Below are 14,715 nucleotides of genomic sequence, written 5' to 3'. Positions count from 1 at the left end.
TTATGGTTATCTTTATCAATTTTTATATAAAATATATTTAAACTTTATAAATAAGGATTACTTATGAAAAATAGATTAAAAAGGATTATTGTTTTCCTTTTAATGACACTATTTCTTACTACAAATTTAAGTGCAAAAGAAGGAAAAGTTTTAGGTGCATCAAATCATGAAGTACCAAAATGGTTTAAAGATAGTTTTTTGGAAATATCAGATGATATTGAAGAAGCAACAGAAAATAACAAACATTTTATGATATTTTTGGATTTTGAAGGTTGTCCTTATTGTGCAAAAATGTTGAAAGAAAATTTTGTTGATGACAATAAAACTAGTAAATTTATCAAAGAAAACTTTGATGTAATAGAATTAAATGTAAAAGGAAGTAAAGAAGTTACTTGGATAGATGGAGATATTTTAACAGAAAAAGAATTAACTGAAAAGTTAAAAATTCAGTATAGTCCAACAGTTTTAATTTTTGGAGAAAATAAAAATATAGTTGCAAGAGTAAATGGATACAGAAATCCAGCTGATTTTCAAAATATTGTAGAATATGTACAAGCTAAAATCTATCATAAAATGGATTTAGCAACATATTTAAGTAAAGTTGATAAAAAAGAGATTTATAGTTTTAAAGAAAATAAAATGTTTAAATCTTTAGATGACTTATCAAATTTAAAAACTCCTGTTGCAGTTATAATTGAAGATAAAAGTTGTGTTCAATGTGAGCATTTCCACGATAAAATATTGACAAATAAAGATGTTAAAGAAGAGTTTTCTAAATATACAGTACTAAGATTAGATGCTAATAGTAGTAAAGAAATAATATTACCAACTGGTGAAAAAATATCTCCTAAAAATTTTGTTGAAAAAATAAATATTGATTACCGACCAGCAGTGTTATTGTATGATGATGAAAAATTAATATCTACAATTGATGCTTTATTGTTTTCATTTCATTTTAAAGAAGTTTTAAGATACGTTAGTGGAAAACATTATGTACAGTATCCTAATAGTTATTTAGATTATTTAAGAGTTCGACAAGATGAACTATTAAAACAAGGAGTAGATATAAATGTAGCGGAGTAGTTCCGCTATATTTTTAAGGTACTAAATTAAAATCTTTGTTACAAAACTTTCAACTTCATCTTGTAGATGCTTTAAATCTTTTGAGTTATCTATTATAAAATTAGCTAATTCTTTTTTTTCTTCAATATCCATTTGATTTGATATTTTTAGTTTTGCTTCTTCTTCATCTATATTATCCCTTTTCATAAGTCTTTGAATCTGTAAATCTTTTGGAGTATAAATAACCAAAGATTTAGGAATTGGATAGTTCATTTTCTCAAAGAATAGTGGAATATCTATAATATATGGTTTATTTTGTTCTTCAAAAACTTTGGATTCTTTTATGATTTCTTCTTTGATTAGAGGATGAAGTAGGGCTTCTAGTCTTAATTTATTTGCTTCATTTGAAAAGATTATTTTACCCAACTCTTTTCTTAATACTTTTCCATTATCCACATACTTTTCACCAAAAAGTTCTTTTATCTTAGAACTATTTTCATCTAATAGTTTATGTGCTATTTTATCTGCATCAATTATCAAAAATCCATGAAGTTTTAGAAGATTACAAACTGTGCTTTTCCCAGTTGAAATTCCACCTGTTAGTGCTATTGCATTTTTAAATATATTTTCATTCATATAAAAAGTATAACATAAAAATTTATAAACCATTTGCTATAATATTGCCCATATATAAAAAGAAAAATATTAAAAGGTGAATAATGGCAACAGTTAGTTACAAAGATGCAGGAGTTGATATAGATGCAGGAAATCAATTCGTAGAGAATATCAAGCCTTATGTAAAATCAACAATGATCCCTGGAGTTCTTGGAGGAATTGGCTCTTTTGCTGGAGCTTTTGAGTTACCAAGTGGATATAAAAAACCTGTTATTTTAGCTGGAACAGATGGTGTTGGTACAAAATTAAAACTTGCAATTGATGCAAAGAAGTTTGATTCAGTAGGAATAGATTTAGTTGCTATGTGTACAAACGATTTACTTTGTAACTTTGGGGAGCCATTATTTTTCCTTGATTATTATGCAACAGCAAAACTTGAAGTTGAAGAAGCAACTCAAGTAGTAAAAGGAATTGCAGAAGGTTGTATAAGAAGTGAGTGTGCATTGATTGGTGGTGAAACTGCTGAAATGCCAGGAATGTATAAAGAGGGTGATTTTGATTTAGCTGGTTTTTGTGTAGGGATAGCTGAAAAAGATGAACTTGATAGAATCTCAAAAGTACAAGCTGGTGATATTTTGATTGCACTTCCTAGTTCTGGAGTTCATTCAAATGGTTTTTCACTTGTTAGAAAACTTTTACTTGAAAAATTAGGAATGAGTTTAGAAGATGATTTTCAAGGTAAAAAACTAAAAGATGTTTTACTTGAACCAACTAGAATTTATGTAAAAGAATTCAAAGCAAATAAAAATAAAATAAATGCTTTAGCACATATAACTGGTGGTGGAATTACTGAAAATTTACCAAGAGTGCTACCAGAAAATCTAACAGCAGTAGTAGAAAGAAATAAAATCAAAGTTTTACCAATATTTGAATTTATGGGTAAACATGTAGAACTTGAAGAGATGTATAGAACATTTAATATGGGTGTGGGAATGATACTTGTAGTAAATACTTCAAATGTTGATGCCATTTTAGCTAATACTGATGGTTATGTAATTGGTGAATTAAAATCAGGTGAGAAAAAAGTAGAGTTTATCTAGGAATTTTAGATACTTTATAAAATAAATTTATGGCAGTTCCAACAAATAAAGAAGAACTACTAAATACTATAAATAAAAATTACAATAAACTCAAGAAAGAGTTAGAAAATATACCTCTTGAATTAACTACTAAAAAAGTTTTAGAAGGACATTCAAAAGGTACTTTTATGTCTATAAACAATCTTTTATCATATCTTCTTGGTTGGCAAGAATTAGTCTTAAAATGGAATATAAAAAAAGATAATAATGAAAAAGTTGATTTTCCAGAAACAGGGTATAAATGGAATCAGCTAGGAAAACTTGCACAAAAATTTTATGAAGATTATAAAGAGGATGATTTCAATACTTTAAAAGAGAAACTAGACAAAAAAGTTGAAGATATTTTAACTCTAATAGAAAATAAATCAAACAAAGAACTTTATGAAGTTGCTTGGTATGAAAAGTGGACATTGGGAAGAATGATACAGTTCAACACATCTTCTCCATACCTAAATGCACAAGTAAGATTAAGAAAATTTAAGAGAGGGGCAAGTTAAAAATTATTTTATTAGCTAAATATCTTTTTTTATTTAACATAACTTTGATACCATTGTATTTATGAAAAGAATAAATATTTTTAAAGACAAATCACAATTCTTTATTTTAAAAGTTGAACATAAAATTGTCGTAAAAACTTATGGAAGAGAAGGTTTAAATTTATTATGTGGACAAAAACTAAAATCAATTTTTGGGAATAAGATATATAATAAACTTAAAAAACTTACCAAAAGAGTTAATAATCTTACCATTATAAAATGGGAAAAAAGAAAATATGAAGTATATATAAAAGATAATACTTTTTATTTTTATGATATAACTTCTTATTGCAAAATACAATTGAAGCTAAATAAAAGCTTAAGACAACTTACTTCTAAAAAAGAAGAACTACAAGCTGTCTTTGATCTTGCTGCAAATGGTATATCTATACTTGATAGAAATGGTAAATTTTTGTATGCAAATCAATTTTTCCAAGATATGATGGAGTATAGTATGGAAGAATTATATAATGAATCTTGTATCTCTTTATCATCAGCTGAATACTCTAAACTTTCACAAACAGCAGTAGAACAAGCTATTAAATATGGAAGTGTTAAAAAGTTTAAAAAAGTTTGTGTAACAAAATCTGGTACGCATATAAATGCTAGTATGTCTTTAGCATATTTAAAAAATCAAGATGAAATAGTTATGATTACATCTGATATTACTGAAGAGATAGAGTATCAAAATAAACTTAGAAAACAAATAGAAATAGAAGTTTCAAAAAGAGCTGAACAGTATGAGATATTATTTCAGCAATCAAGACTTGCTGCTATGGGAGAAATGATAAATGCAATTGCTCATCAATGGAGACAACCATTAAATAGCTTAGGTATTATTGTTCAAAGTTTAAGACATATTATATCCTCAAATGTAATGAATATAGATATTTTAAAAGAGATTGAGTTAGATATTATGGAAAAGATAAACTATATGTCACAAACAATAGATGATTTTAGTACATTTTTCAGGATTACAAAAGAAGAAGAAAAATTTGATATATTAGATAGTATTAAAAATGCAATAAGGCTTATTGATGTACAGTTAAAAAATAACAATATAGAAATAGAAATAGAAAATAAGTTAAAGTGGAATTTAAAAGTTATAGGATTTTTAAATGAATTTAGACAAGTTATTTTAAATTTAATACATAATTCTATGGTGGCAATAGTCACTAATAATATAGAAAAAGGTAAGATAATAATAAATATTAAAGAATATAAAGAACATTTACAAATAAATGTTATTGATAATGGAGGAGGTATAGAAAATGAAAATATACCAAAAATATTTGATCCATACTTTTCTACAAAAGAAAAGGGTAATGGAATAGGACTTTATATGTCAAAAGTAATAATAGAAAACCATATGAATGGTATTTTAAAAGTAAAAAATATAAAAGGCGGAGTTGTCTTTAGTATTATTCTATCAAAGGATTAATTTTGCAAATTATTCACAAAAAATTACACTCACTAAATCTTTTAATTGTTGAAGATGATGAGAGTACATTAAAATGGTTGAGTAGAGTATTATCAATATATTTTAATGAAGTAAGTATTGCAAAAGATGCTATAAATGCTTTTGAAGTTTTTAAAGAAAAATCATTTGATATAGTAATATCAGATATAGAGATGCCACAAGTTGATGGATTACACCTTTTACAAAAAATAGCATTACTATCACCAAAAACAATGAGAATTGTAATGACAGCTTTCAATACTTCTGAATATATAAATAGAGCAATAGAATCAGATGTACATTTTTATTTTAAAAAACCAATAGATATAGATGAATTATTAGTAGCAATATCAACATTTACTTCAAAAAATATCTTAAAAGATAAAGTAGTGTTTTTAGGTAATAATTATTTATATTATTCCGATAAAAAGATTATAAAAAATGATGAAAGAAGTATTTCTCTAACAAAGAAAGAAGTTTCTCTTTTAGAATTTTTATTATATAAAAATGGAAATATTGTTAGTATAGAAGAAATAGAAAACAATGTATGGAAAGAACCTGTAAGAGCAGATGCTATTAGAATGGTTGTTACAAACCTAAGAAAAAAAATATATTCTACCTTGATAAAAAATATAAAAGGAATAGGATACAAAGTAGATATAGATTAAATTCTTATACAAAACTTATCATTATCTTATAAATAACTTATGAAATTTAGCTAATGTTTTCTTCTATCTAATATATAGGAGAAATTAAGATGAAGAAAAAAATTCTTATAGTAGGTGGTGGAACGGCTGGAACTATGACTGCAAACAACCTTGCAAAAAAATTAATGCCAGAAATAGATAAAGATGAAGTAGAGATTACATTAATATCTAATTCTAAAAACCACTATTATAGACCAGGTGCTATGTATGTTGCATTTGGAAAATCAGAAGGGTATGAATTTGTAAGAGAACAACGTTCACTTTTAATGAGTGAAATAAATTTTGAAGTTGAAGAAGCTGTTGAAATAAATACAGAGAAAAATTTTATTAAAGCAAAAAGTGGGAAAAAGTTTGATTATGATTTTCTAGTTTTAGCAACTGGTTGTGAAGCTGCACCAGAGAAAATTCCTGGACTTAAAGAGGGTGGAGATTTATTCTATACTTATGAAGGTGCTATGAAACTTGCTGATAAGTTTCATAAAATAAAAAAAGGTAGAATATTAATTACTGTTAATTTCCCAAAAACTCCAAATATACCACACCAATGTGGTATTGCTCCAGTTGAAACAACTATTATGTTGCACGACTTTTTAGTACAAAGAGGTGTAAGAGATGATATTGAGATAGTTTATACTTATCCAACAGAAGCACAAAGTGTAAAGAATGGATTGTTTTTACAAGAGCCAACTTCAAAAGTTTTACCAACAATTTTTGATGGAGTTGGAATAAAACATAGAACAGGATTTACATTAAACAAAGTTGATCCAGATAAAAAAATAGCATATTCACAAGAAGGTGAAGAAATTGAATTTGATATTCTTATGTCTACACCACCTTTTGTTGCTGTTGAGTTTATAAGAAATTCTGGATTATCTCAAGCTTTAGATAATGAAGGTTGGCTTCCTACGGATAAACAAACTTTAAAAGTAAAAGGTCAAAAAAACATTTATACTTTAGGTGATACAGTTGATTTACCTGTTTCAAAAGCTGGTGGAACAATACACAATCAAACTGATGTTGTTGCTGATAATATAGCTTCGGAATTAAGACATGGTTATCCAACAGAGAGTTATGATGGACTTGTTATAGCTATCGCTCAAATGGGATTATCTTGCGGAATGCCACTTTGGTATGATTATGAAGAGGATGTAAAACCTACTCCTTGTAGTAAATTGGGTAGTTTTGTAAGAAAAGGTTTCAATAAAGGTATCTATTGGGCTGCTGCTCGTGGAATGATATAGGAGAATAATATGAGTGAAAAAGTAGAAGTTTTAAAAACTAAAGAGATGCAAGAGTTAGAAGATAAGATGACTATGCTTGTAAAAACAGGAAGAATTGATAATCTTATAGATTTATTAGCAGTAGTTTCTGATAATATCGAAATGACTACTCAACCAATGGTTGAGAAAATGATAGGAACAGTTGATAATCTTGCAACAGCAGGATTTATAATGGACAATGCTGTTAGATATGCAAAAAGAGAAAATGCAAAAAACAATAAACAGACTCTTTTGGGTCTTTTAAAGTTGATGAAAGATGAAGAGACTTTAAAAGGATTAAGTTTTATGCTTAATTTAACTAAAGGTATAGGAAGACAACTTTAAATATATTTTGTTCTTAAGCTTTAAAACTTAAGAACAAATATTTCTATAATATTTCAAAATCTCTACAACTTTTGAAGCATATCCCCATTCATTATCATACCAAAGTAAAAGCTTTATCATATTATTTTTTACTTCTAAATATCTACGGTCAATTATAGTTGTATGTTTCTCTTTTTTAAAATCACTTGAAACTAAAGGCTCACAATTATTTAAAATTATTGGAAATTTTTGATTTTTCTCAAACTCTTTAAAAATATCTACAATTTCATCTTTTGTTGAAGAAAGTTTTGTGAAAAGTGTTACATTTATCGCTCCAACTGTATCTGTTGGAACTCGCAAAGAATTCGAAGAGATTAGTTCACTATTAAATTTAGGAAGTACATAAGAACAGGCTTTTATAGTTGTAGTACGACTTGGAATTATATTTTGAGTTGAACTTCTTCCAAACTCAAAGTTTAAATCAACATCTCTAGTATCACTTTTTACATAGTTACCATCAAGAACTCTTTGATGATTTAATAATGGATGAATGGTTACTATATCACCACAAATTATCTCTTTTTTATCATCAAGAAGTTTTAAAGCTGGAAGAAGTGAAGTTGCATTGCATGAACTTGTAGAAATTACTTTATGTACATTTATATCAAGTTCATCTTCATTTGCTCCTAAAATTAGGTTTATATTAGCATTTATATTTGGATGAGTTAAGAATATAGCTTTTATAGGAAGTTTTTCTAAAAGTTTTACATCCTCTTTTTTACCACTCGCATCAATTATAATATCAATATTTTTTAAATCAATGTCAAACAAAGAATTATGATTTAAGATTTTTATTTTTGATTTAGAGTTTTGTATATAGTTGTTTTCAACTATTTTAAATTTATCTTCAAATTTTCCATAAGTTGAATCATAGTTTATAGAATAAACTATATTTTCAATATATGGATTTATTTCATTTATAGCAACAATTTCAAAATCTTTGTTTTCTAAAAGCTCTTTTAAAACAGCTTTTCCTATTCTTCCTGCTCCATTTAAAAGGATTTTTGTACTCATTTAAACTAACCTAAACTATATTTTGTAAATCGTAGTATAGTTTAATTTTATTTATATGTTTATTTCTTTTGCATCTCTATAAATAGAATATGACTTTTAGAAAGTGGATTTATAATTAATTTTTTCTCATCAACTATCTCCATTGCATCTCCATCTTCTAAAATAACTCCATTTATTTCTGATTTTCCTTCAATTTGCACAAAATAAACTTGTCTATCTTCTTGGATTTCAAACTCTTGAGTTTTATCAAATTCACTTACATAAATATTTATATCTTGGTAAATTTTTATTTTACTATTTCCATTTTGTGAAGATACAACATTTAAAAATTTATTATCTCTTTCTTCTTTTTTATATTTATATGAACCATAAAGTCTTGGAAGACTTTTTTGTGGAGGAAATATCCAAATTTGTAAACTTCTTAGATATTTATCACTCTCATTTTTTTCACTATGATATATACCCTCTCCAGCACTTAAATATTGAACTTCACCTCTTGTTAAAGTTTCGCTATTTCCCATTGAATCTTTATGAGTTATTTCTCCATCAACAATATAAGTAATAATCTCCATATTTTCGTGAGGATGTGTGTCAAATCCAGTTTTTGGGTGAATAATATCATCATTTAATACTCTTAAAACTCCAAAATTTATATTATTTTGGTTTCTATACTCTGCAAAACTAAAGTGAAAACGACTTTGCAACCAACCAAGATTTGATTTTCCCATATTCTCTTTTGGAAGTTTTTTTAACATAATTACTCCTTTATAAAAGTTTCAAATTGAGAAAGGATTCTCTCCAAACTATCTTCTTTACATTTTTTCTCATAAGTTGCAATAATTTCTCTTGGCATAACAACTGCACCAAGTCTTGTAAATTGACTTCGTAAAGAATTTAATAAATCTTGTCCACCACTTCCTGAATGAGTTACGAGTTGAATTTTTTTCAAAGTAAATAATTTTCTAAAATCATCTCCTATTCTTGAAATCCATGCTATTGTATTTACTAAAACTGGTGGAACTCCAAAATTATATTCAGGTGAAACAAAAACATAAGCGGTCGCTTCTTCCATTTGTTTTGCTAAATCTATTGCAACTTTAGGTATTCCATCATTTTGTTCTTTAAAAGTATCATACATAGGAAGATTTAAATCTACAAGATTTACTATTTTAGAATCTATATTTTTAATATCAAATTTACCTTTTATAATATTTGCAAGGCTCATATTTTCATTTAAACTTGCTACAAAAATTAATACCATTTTTAATCCTTTATAAATTATTTAGTTTCATCAAAAATAAAACTTTCCATTGAGATATTTGAATATGACATCTCACTATTAAACGATTTTCCACATTTATTAATAGCATTCCCATAAGCTATAAATAAAGGTAAAAAATGCTCACTTGAAGGATGATTTTTATAAAAATTGTTATCCGATGTTATATTTAATAAACTATTTGTATTAGCCTTTTCTATAATATCTTTTATCTTTTCATTAAACTCTTTTGCATATTGTTTTGGAGTATTGCTATAACTCATATCACCTAAGTTATGAGTTACTCCTCCACTAAAAATTATCATTGCATCATCTTTAAATATTTTTAATTTTTCACCTAAGTTCATTAACTGCGAAGCTGAATATGATATTGGTACACTAAGTTGCAATACTGGAATATCTAATTTTTCATATAAAAGTGCCAAAACATTCCAAACCCCATGGTCATAACTCTTTCTATTTTCATCAATTGTTATATTTATATTTTCATCTTTTAATTTTTCAATTAAATTATTTGTTAAATTTCTATCACTATTTATTTCATACTTAACTTTATACAATTCATCTTCAAAACCATAAAAATCATACATTATTTTATTTGTATCAGGACTAATAATTTTTAAATCTCTTGTAACATAATGTGCTGATACAATTATTATATATTTTGGTACTTTTAAAGTAATCCCAAACTTTTGAAAATTTCTTTTTGATTTAGAATCACTTAAAATTATATTTGGAGCACCATGTGAAATAAATAGTGTTGGATACATAGTATTTAAAATTTAGCTAAAAATTATTTAGCTAAAATTCCTTCCACTTCAACATTTATCTTTACAGTTTCATCAACTAATACTCCACCTGTTTCTAAAGCTTTGTTCCAGTTAAGACCAAAATCTGTTCTATTGATTTTTCCTGATAAGGCTAAGCCAACTCTTTTATTTCCCCATGGATCAACTGCTGTTCCGTTATTTTCTAAATCAAGTTTAACATCTTTAGTGATTCCTCTTATAGTTAATTTTCCATAAGCTACATCTTTTTCAACTTTGTCTAATTTAAAAGTTAAAGTAGGGTGATTTGCTTCATCAAAAAAATCAGCTGCTTTTAAGTGTGCATCTCTTTTTTCATCTTCAGTATTTATTGAAGATACATTTACTTTACCTTCTAAACTTTTTAACTTTTTAGTCTTTTCGTCATATTCAAATTTTCCACTAAAGTCGTCAAATTTTCCACTTACATTTGAAATCATTAAGTGTTTTACCTTAAATCCTACATTTGAATGACTTGCATCCACATCATATGTTCCTGCAAACAATGCACTTGATGTTACTACTGAAACTAACGCTAATTTTAAAAATTTCATTTTTTATCCTTTTGTATATATTACTAATTAGTATAAATAAAGCAAAAAAATATCAATTTGCTTTATAAACCTTATTCAACAAATCATATAAAGTATTAAGTTCTTCATCATTTAAAACTTCCATTATTTTAGTTAAGTTTTTTGAATGATTTGGAAATACAATTTCAATAATATCTTTACCCTTTTGAGTAATAGACAAAATTGAAGCTCTGCTATCATTAGGATCTTTTATCGATGTTATCCAACTATCTCTTTTAAGATTCTTTACAACAACAGTAATATTCCCTGGTGTACTCATAGTTAATTTTGTAATTGAACTTATGTTTAAATCACCTAAATGGTATAAAACTTCTAACACTTTAAATTGATTAAACGTAAGATTATGTTGAGATAAATAATTAATTGTTAAATTTGTGATTCGTAAACTTGTTTTTTCTAATCTAACAACAGTTTTCATAGCTTTATCAGTTCTTTTTCCATAAGTTTTTAACGATTTATTATTCATAACATTCTCCATAAGTGAAATTATACTACTAATTAGTATTAGATGTCAAGAGAAAAATATGTAAATTTTAGAATTTACATATTTTAAGAAATGGTCTTTCCAAAGAGTGACCATTAAATTATTTAAGATTTCCTTGAATATCGATATTTAATTTAACTTCATCACTCACAGCAACACCACCTGTTTCTAAAGCCTTATTCCAAGTAACTCCAAAATCACTTCTATTTATTTTACCACTTAAAGTAAAACCAGCTTTTTTACCTAATGCTCCCCCATTTTCCAAATCAAGTTTGATATTTTTTGTAACACCTTTCATCGTTAAATCACCGTAAACTGCATCTTTTTCAACTTTTGTAGATTTAAAAATGATTTTTGGGAATTGTTGAGCATCAAATATATCGTCAGCTTTTAAGTGATTATCTCTTTTTTCATCGGCAGTATCAACTGAAGCTATCATAATCTCACCATTTAAAGAAACTAAAGCATTTGTTTTTTCATCAAATTCAAAAGTTCCAGATACATCTTTAAATTTTCCATGTACATTTGAAACCATCATATGTTTTACTGTAAATCCTGCATTTGAATTTGTAGCATCAACTTTGTATTCACTAGCAAATAAAGAAGTAGCAAGGGCTACAGAGATTAATCCTAATGTTATTTTTTTCATTTTTTTCCTTTTGTTAATTTTAATAATAAAGGTCAAAATTTTACTTTATAAAAGTTAATGTAAAATTATTTTGCTTTTTTATCTTTAAAATAGAATTTATCCAGTAAATTTGCTTCTATATTAATTTGAATTTGAATTTCATTCGAAGTTGCACTACTTCCAGTATCCAAAAGTTCATCCCAACTTAAATCAAAAAAACTTCTTTTTATATTTGTTGTCAAAGTTAGGTATAAAGTGTCTAAAAGAATACCATTATTTTGTAGTTCAAACTCTATATTTCTAGTGACATCTTTTATTTTTAAATCACCAAAAATTTTATTTTCTTCTATTTTTGTAGCAGTAAAAGTGATTTTTGGGAATTTTTTATTGTCTAATATTTTGTCACTTTTTATTAACTCTTCTAAACTTTCATTTAAAGTTTGTATTGAATCGATTTCTATTTCACCTTTTAATGATTTTATATTATTAGATAGTTCATCAAAATCTATTTTTCCTGATAAATCTTTAAAAGTTCCATCAATAATATTACTTTTTTGATATTTTATTTGAAATTGTGCATTTGAATTGTCTTTATTTACTATATACTCTTTTGAAAACAAAGTGCTCGTTAAAATGAGTGTACCCAAAGCTATTTTTAAAAGATTCATTTTTTTCCTTATTAAAATTTATGTCGTAATTATAGCTAATTAAATATTTGTTTAACCATTTAATAATCTTTTTTTCGATAAAATGTTCTGTTTTACTGAATAAAAATTTATTAAGGATAAAGAATATGTTATTGACACCAGGTCCAACTCCTGTACCAGAGTTTGCTAGAAAAGCAATGTCTGATATCACAATACACCATAGAACTAAAGAATTTGAAGCAATTTTTGGAAAGACTAGAGATTTACTTATTGAATTATATGGAATGCCAGAAGTTTTAATGTTGGCTTCGAGTGGAACTGGTGCTATGGAAGCTTGTATTACAAATTTAACAAGAAAGAAAGCTCTTACAATAAATTCTGGAAAATTTGGTGAGAGATTTGGAAAAATATGTAAAGCATTCAACATAGAATATACAGAGATAAAAAATGAGTGGAATACTCCTGTTAGTGTTGAACAAGTTGTAAATACAGTTAAAAATGACTCTACTATTGATGCCATTTTTATTCAAATTTGTGAAAGTGCAGGAGGATTAAGACATCCTGTTGAAGAAATTGCAAAAGAAGTTAAAAAAATAAATCCAGATATTATGATCATTGCAGATGGAATTACGGCTATTGGTGTTGAAAAAATAGATGTTTCAAATCTTGATGCTGTTATTACTGGAAGTCAAAAAGCATTTATGTTACCACCAGCATTAGCAATGATTGGTTTATCAGCTAGTGCAATTAAAAAAATAGAAGAGCAAGCATCTGGGTATTATTTTAATTTAGCAAATGAGTTAAAAAATCAAAGAAAAAATACAACAGCTTATACCGCAGCAACTACTTTGATTATGGGATTAGAAGCTATTTTAGAAAAATTCAAAGAGATTGGATTTGATAATTTATATGCACAGACTGCACTAAGAGCAAAAGCTACAAGAGAATCGTTAAAAGCTATTGGATTTGAAATATATCCACAAAATCCAGCAAATGCCATGACAACAGTTTATACAGAGCAATCAAATGAGATTAGAAAAATTTTAAAAACAAAATATAGTGTTGATATTGCTGGTGGTCAAGACCATTTATCTGGAAAAATCTTTAGAATAAATCATATGGGATTGGTTGAAGATTTTGAATCTTCTTGGGCAGTAAATGCTATTGAATTAGTTATGGATGAGTTAGGAATTAGAACATTTGATGGAACTGCAAATAAAGTATTTGCAACAACAATGTTTAAAGGAAAATGATTTAATGATATTTGAACATGAAATCCCAAAAGGAAGTAGACTCTATTTTGGAAAACTTGCAAGAGCAAAAAGAGTTCTTGAAAATAGTGTTTGTGAAATTTTAGAGAATAATGGTTTTGAAGAAATTTTAACTCCAAATTTTTCATATTCACAACATCAATCAATTGAAAATGATAAAAAATTGATAAAATTTTCAGATGAAGAAAATGAGCAAGTTTCTTTAAGAGCAGATTCTACTTTAGATGTTGTAAGAATTATCACAAAAAGATTAGGAAGAACTACAAAGCATAGAAAATGGTTTTATGTTCAACCTATATTTTCTTATCCATCAAAAGAGGATTATCAAATTGGTTGTGAATGGATAGAGCACACTAATATCTCTGATATTATAAATTTAACAGCGGAGATTTTAAAATCTTTAAAAATAGAACCAATTTTGCAAATATCAAATATAAATATTCCAAGATTAGTTAGTCTTGAATTAAATATTGATATTGAGATATTTAAAAAGGGAGAAATTTCAGAACTTTTAAAACTAAATTGTGATTGGTTGAATACTCTTCTAAGAGTAAAAGATATAAAAAGTTTAGAAAATACTATAAAAGTAGTACCAAATAGTTTAAAAAAAGAGTTAGAAAAACTTCTTACAAAAGCAAAAGAAGTAAACTACTCAAATATTATAATTGCACCACTATATTATGGAATACTAAAATATTATGATGATATTTATTTTAGAGTAATAGATAAAAATTTAGTTTTATGTAAAGGTGGAATGTACTCTACTGATGGACTAAGTTCTTTAGGGTTTGCATTGTATACAGATAATTTATTAAAAATGTTAGAGGGATAA

18 protein-coding genes are annotated in these 14,715 nt (G+C 26.3%); 9 read left to right on the top strand and 9 right to left on the bottom strand.

Going from position 1 to position 14,715, the window contains the following annotated elements:
• Window positions 1-63 precede the first annotated feature (63 nt).
• Entirely contained in the window at window positions 64-1,083 is a 1,020-nt protein-coding gene (locus ACNSOS_RS06295; RefSeq protein WP_418184614.1) for a thioredoxin fold domain-containing protein, read from the top strand.
• Window positions 1,084-1,104: 21 nt separating this feature from the next.
• Here ACNSOS_RS06295 and coaE read toward each other — a convergent pair whose 3' ends face one another.
• Window positions 1,105-1,698, bottom strand: coding sequence for a dephospho-CoA kinase (gene coaE, locus ACNSOS_RS06290; protein WP_418184613.1), 594 nt, complete (start codon window positions 1,696-1,698; stop codon window positions 1,105-1,107).
• 83 nt (window positions 1,699-1,781) lie between these two features.
• On the opposite strand from coaE, the gene purM reads away from it, so the two are divergent.
• The 6 genes from purM (at window position 1,782) to ACNSOS_RS06260 (ending at window position 7,122) form a co-directional block, all read left to right on the top strand.
• Window positions 1,782-2,777, top strand: a complete 996-nt coding sequence (purM, locus tag ACNSOS_RS06285) for a phosphoribosylformylglycinamidine cyclo-ligase (protein ID WP_418184612.1) — start codon at window positions 1,782-1,784, stop codon at window positions 2,775-2,777.
• Between the two features lie 29 nt (window positions 2,778-2,806).
• The gene (locus ACNSOS_RS06280) at window positions 2,807-3,313 is read left to right on the top strand and encodes a ClbS/DfsB family four-helix bundle protein (RefSeq protein ID WP_418184611.1); all 507 of its coding nucleotides are present in this window, start codon (window positions 2,807-2,809) and stop codon (window positions 3,311-3,313) included.
• A 61-nt stretch (window positions 3,314-3,374) separates the two neighbouring features.
• Window positions 3,375-4,793: a PAS domain-containing sensor histidine kinase gene (locus ACNSOS_RS06275; protein WP_418184610.1), complete on the top strand. Its 1,419-nt coding sequence runs from the start codon at window positions 3,375-3,377 to the stop codon at window positions 4,791-4,793.
• Between the two features lie 2 nt (window positions 4,794-4,795).
• Window positions 4,796-5,479 carry a response regulator transcription factor gene (locus ACNSOS_RS06270; protein WP_418184609.1) on the top strand — a complete coding sequence of 228 codons (684 nt, stop codon included), beginning with the start codon at window positions 4,796-4,798 and terminating at the stop codon, window positions 5,477-5,479.
• A gap of 89 nt (window positions 5,480-5,568) precedes the next feature.
• Entirely contained in the window at window positions 5,569-6,759 is a 1,191-nt protein-coding gene (locus ACNSOS_RS06265; RefSeq protein ID WP_418184608.1) for an NAD(P)/FAD-dependent oxidoreductase, read from the top strand.
• 9 nt (window positions 6,760-6,768) lie between these two features.
• On the top strand, window positions 6,769-7,122 hold the full coding sequence (locus tag ACNSOS_RS06260) for a DUF1641 domain-containing protein (protein ID WP_418184607.1): 354 nt from the start codon (window positions 6,769-6,771) through the stop codon (window positions 7,120-7,122).
• A gap of 27 nt (window positions 7,123-7,149) precedes the next feature.
• Here ACNSOS_RS06260 and ACNSOS_RS06255 read toward each other — a convergent pair whose 3' ends face one another.
• From ACNSOS_RS06255 to ACNSOS_RS06220, 8 genes are all read right to left on the bottom strand, one after another.
• Window positions 7,150-8,175 (bottom strand): glyceraldehyde 3-phosphate dehydrogenase NAD-binding domain-containing protein, encoded by a 1,026-nt coding sequence (locus tag ACNSOS_RS06255; protein WP_418184606.1) that lies wholly within the window; start codon window positions 8,173-8,175, stop codon window positions 7,150-7,152.
• A gap of 59 nt (window positions 8,176-8,234) precedes the next feature.
• A complete protein-coding gene (locus ACNSOS_RS06250) occupies window positions 8,235-8,930 on the bottom strand; it encodes a pirin family protein (RefSeq protein WP_418184605.1) in 696 nt (231 codons plus the stop codon).
• Between the two features lie 2 nt (window positions 8,931-8,932).
• Window positions 8,933-9,436, bottom strand: coding sequence for an NADPH-dependent FMN reductase (locus tag ACNSOS_RS06245; protein WP_418184604.1), 504 nt, complete (start codon window positions 9,434-9,436; stop codon window positions 8,933-8,935).
• A gap of 17 nt (window positions 9,437-9,453) precedes the next feature.
• On the bottom strand, window positions 9,454-10,224 hold the full coding sequence (locus ACNSOS_RS06240) for a DODA-type extradiol aromatic ring-opening family dioxygenase (RefSeq protein WP_418184603.1): 771 nt from the start codon (window positions 10,222-10,224) through the stop codon (window positions 9,454-9,456).
• Between the two features lie 23 nt (window positions 10,225-10,247).
• Window positions 10,248-10,814, bottom strand: coding sequence for a YceI family protein (locus tag ACNSOS_RS06235; protein WP_113894838.1), 567 nt, complete (start codon window positions 10,812-10,814; stop codon window positions 10,248-10,250).
• Window positions 10,815-10,866: 52 nt separating this feature from the next.
• Window positions 10,867-11,319, bottom strand: coding sequence for a MarR family winged helix-turn-helix transcriptional regulator (locus ACNSOS_RS06230; RefSeq protein WP_418184602.1), 453 nt, complete (start codon window positions 11,317-11,319; stop codon window positions 10,867-10,869).
• Between the two features lie 118 nt (window positions 11,320-11,437).
• Complete coding sequence (locus ACNSOS_RS06225) at window positions 11,438-11,986, bottom strand: YceI family protein (protein ID WP_418184601.1); 549 nt, start codon at window positions 11,984-11,986, stop codon at window positions 11,438-11,440.
• A gap of 65 nt (window positions 11,987-12,051) precedes the next feature.
• Window positions 12,052-12,633, bottom strand: coding sequence for a YceI family protein (locus tag ACNSOS_RS06220; protein ID WP_418184600.1), 582 nt, complete (start codon window positions 12,631-12,633; stop codon window positions 12,052-12,054).
• Between the two features lie 125 nt (window positions 12,634-12,758).
• Between ACNSOS_RS06220 and ACNSOS_RS06215 the strand changes: the two genes are divergently transcribed.
• The gene (locus ACNSOS_RS06215; RefSeq protein ID WP_418184599.1) at window positions 12,759-13,865 is read left to right on the top strand and encodes a pyridoxal-phosphate-dependent aminotransferase family protein; all 1,107 of its coding nucleotides are present in this window, start codon (window positions 12,759-12,761) and stop codon (window positions 13,863-13,865) included.
• Between the two features lie 4 nt (window positions 13,866-13,869).
• Window positions 13,870-14,715 (top strand): ATP phosphoribosyltransferase regulatory subunit, encoded by an 846-nt coding sequence (locus ACNSOS_RS06210; protein ID WP_113894865.1) that lies wholly within the window; start codon window positions 13,870-13,872, stop codon window positions 14,713-14,715.

The organism is Aliarcobacter vitoriensis (genome assembly GCF_048320235.1).
In the GTDB taxonomy this organism is placed as follows: domain Bacteria; phylum Campylobacterota; class Campylobacteria; order Campylobacterales; family Arcobacteraceae; genus Aliarcobacter; species Aliarcobacter vitoriensis.
Note: the sequence above shows the minus strand (reverse complement) of the source record. Positions and strands in the feature narration are given on the sequence as shown.

What these genes read in the sequence shown, in the direction of transcription:
- ACNSOS_RS06255 (WP_418184606.1), bottom strand. Translation starts at nt 8,175, where the DNA reads ATGAGTACAAAAATCCTTTTAAATGGAGCAGGAAGAATAGGAAAAGCT.
- purM (WP_418184612.1), top strand. Translation starts at nt 1,782, where the DNA reads ATGGCAACAGTTAGTTACAAAGATGCAGGAGTTGATATAGATGCAGGA.
- ACNSOS_RS06240 (WP_418184603.1), bottom strand. Translation starts at nt 10,224, where the DNA reads ATGTATCCAACACTATTTATTTCACATGGTGCTCCAAATATAATTTTA.
- coaE (WP_418184613.1), bottom strand. Translation starts at nt 1,698, where the DNA reads ATGAATGAAAATATATTTAAAAATGCAATAGCACTAACAGGTGGAATT.
- ACNSOS_RS06295 (WP_418184614.1), top strand. Translation starts at nt 64, where the DNA reads ATGAAAAATAGATTAAAAAGGATTATTGTTTTCCTTTTAATGACACTA.
- ACNSOS_RS06250 (WP_418184605.1), bottom strand. Translation starts at nt 8,930, where the DNA reads ATGTTAAAAAAACTTCCAAAAGAGAATATGGGAAAATCAAATCTTGGT.
- ACNSOS_RS06260 (WP_418184607.1), top strand. Translation starts at nt 6,769, where the DNA reads ATGAGTGAAAAAGTAGAAGTTTTAAAAACTAAAGAGATGCAAGAGTTA.
- ACNSOS_RS06245 (WP_418184604.1), bottom strand. Translation starts at nt 9,436, where the DNA reads ATGGTATTAATTTTTGTAGCAAGTTTAAATGAAAATATGAGCCTTGCA.
- ACNSOS_RS06275 (WP_418184610.1), top strand. Translation starts at nt 3,375, where the DNA reads ATGAAAAGAATAAATATTTTTAAAGACAAATCACAATTCTTTATTTTA.
- ACNSOS_RS06280 (WP_418184611.1), top strand. Translation starts at nt 2,807, where the DNA reads ATGGCAGTTCCAACAAATAAAGAAGAACTACTAAATACTATAAATAAA.
- ACNSOS_RS06265 (WP_418184608.1), top strand. Translation starts at nt 5,569, where the DNA reads ATGAAGAAAAAAATTCTTATAGTAGGTGGTGGAACGGCTGGAACTATG.
- ACNSOS_RS06215 (WP_418184599.1), top strand. Translation starts at nt 12,759, where the DNA reads ATGTTATTGACACCAGGTCCAACTCCTGTACCAGAGTTTGCTAGAAAA.
- ACNSOS_RS06210 (WP_113894865.1), top strand. Translation starts at nt 13,870, where the DNA reads ATGATATTTGAACATGAAATCCCAAAAGGAAGTAGACTCTATTTTGGA.
- ACNSOS_RS06225 (WP_418184601.1), bottom strand. Translation starts at nt 11,986, where the DNA reads ATGAAAAAAATAACATTAGGATTAATCTCTGTAGCCCTTGCTACTTCT.
- ACNSOS_RS06230 (WP_418184602.1), bottom strand. Translation starts at nt 11,319, where the DNA reads ATGAATAATAAATCGTTAAAAACTTATGGAAAAAGAACTGATAAAGCT.
- ACNSOS_RS06235 (WP_113894838.1), bottom strand. Translation starts at nt 10,814, where the DNA reads ATGAAATTTTTAAAATTAGCGTTAGTTTCAGTAGTAACATCAAGTGCA.
- ACNSOS_RS06220 (WP_418184600.1), bottom strand. Translation starts at nt 12,633, where the DNA reads ATGAATCTTTTAAAAATAGCTTTGGGTACACTCATTTTAACGAGCACT.